Raw genomic sequence first — 1,527 nt, 5'->3', positions numbered from 1 at the left:
CGGCTTTTTTGCAAGTGCTATATGGTCAGAGTACCACCTCTAACACACTCTAAATCTTAGAAAAAACACACTACATAGGGCACTACTGGTTAGCAGCCAATGTAGTGTGTTTTAACCTTAACGACCTAAAGCAAGTATAGCGCAGCGTCGCCTGATATTTCAATCTTTAAGTAACCTTGTGGTTTTTCCCTTTACATAATCTAAATAATACGCACGGATAAAAAACCGATAAATAACAAAAAGATAACAAATAACCTTAGAAAAATTTATAGCACATTGAGGGAGTGAAATTAAAATAATTAATATATTAATTATGCCTAATAACAATAGCGCCAACATTAAAACCCCATTTATTTTCTTTAAAATCAGCACCTTAATTTGGTGCGTATTATTTAGATTATGTTAAATTCAAGAAGTGATAAGTAAGTCACAAACTCAACAAAATTAGACGCCAGTGAGCGATTACATGACTCATTGATGTTTCGGTCTAAACGAGAGCGTTTCGGTTTTTTCTATTTAGGAAGACTTTTGTATGAATTTTAAATCAGAATGTAGGGTTGAGAACAAGGAAGTCGGTATCGCTTTTAATCTCTCATCAAAGGCGAATAAAACGTTAACGCTCTCGGCGAAAAGAGCAGAGCGGGCCAAAAAGCGCGAAGGGAAACTTCGATTAGAAGATCACCTCAAACGTTTTCCTAATTGGTCGCTGTAACGAATGAGATTGCCGTCTGGGATTATTACCTCAGATGGCCTCGAAGGTGGGCTGCCTTCACGATTGCAAAAAGCGCCGCAGAGGGGCGCAGGCCTGCGTAATATGCCTAACAAATTCAGGAGCCCTCTCTGGGGCGACGTCCAAGGCTGTTTTTCTACTCAATTAAGCACGCTGGTTGAGTGGTGAAATAGAGTTACTTGGGAATACCAGACACCACATCCTTTGGATGTGCGCATTCTACTACAAGAATGCTCAAGCCAGTTTGTAGCACGGCTCTTGAAAGAGAGCCCATCGTTTTGTTTTTTAAAAGAACAAAACAATGTCCTAACAAGGAGTGTGAACGATGCAGATTATCTACGGATATTGTCGTGAAGATGAGGCCGTGAGTTTATTAGGCCACTTTGTTGAACAAGGTGATTTTGTCAGCGTCAAAGAACTGGGAACGGTCGGGCGTGAACACATGGCGTTTGCCGCTTTGTTGCCTTTTACTGGGCACCTTGCATTTCCTTTCTGTTGGAAGGGCGTTCATTTGGTTGCGGTTCAAAAACAAGCTCAGTCAGTTAATCGTCTCACTCTCCCAACCTCAAATAATGCTTGTAAAAAACGTTATCGGAAGCTTAAGAACACCATCATTAGCGCTCAAAATTGGAAGCAACATGTGAGCCGTAATCGTGGTTTGAAGTACGCGAAATCTTCGATGTTTTCTTAAGGATGTGGGAGGGAGCCCCCTTTCCCTCCATCCTGACCATGTACTTGATAAATTTATCACTCAATAAGGATATTTATTATGAAAACACGCACCCAGCGCACCCTCC

At 41.1% G+C, this 1,527-nt stretch carries 2 protein-coding genes; both read left to right on the top strand.

Translation table 11 applies throughout. The features are described from left to right. Nucleotides 1–532 precede the first annotated feature (532 nt). Entirely contained in the window at nucleotides 533–712 is a 180-nt protein-coding gene (locus AB4513_RS24235) for a TraY domain-containing protein (RefSeq protein ID WP_017097351.1), read from the top strand. Nucleotides 713–1,055: 343 nt separating this feature from the next. After that, entirely contained in the window at nucleotides 1,056–1,421 is a 366-nt protein-coding gene (locus AB4513_RS24230; protein ID WP_017098539.1) for a hypothetical protein, read from the top strand. Nucleotides 1,422–1,527: the final 106 nt, after the last annotated feature.

This window comes from Vibrio sp. 10N.222.54.E6 (genome assembly GCF_041473955.1).
Classification (GTDB): Bacteria; Pseudomonadota; Gammaproteobacteria; order Enterobacterales; family Vibrionaceae; genus Vibrio; species Vibrio tasmaniensis_A.
The sequence above is the reverse complement of the archived record's forward strand: the minus strand, read 5'-3'. Positions and strand labels throughout refer to the sequence as shown.

Bases quoted from the DNA above. Each gene is read 5' to 3' on its own strand.
- AB4513_RS24235 (WP_017097351.1), top strand. From the start codon at position 533: ATGAATTTTAAATCAGAATGTAGGGTTGAGAACAAGGAAGTCGGTATC.
- AB4513_RS24230 (WP_017098539.1), top strand. From the start codon at position 1,056: ATGCAGATTATCTACGGATATTGTCGTGAAGATGAGGCCGTGAGTTTA.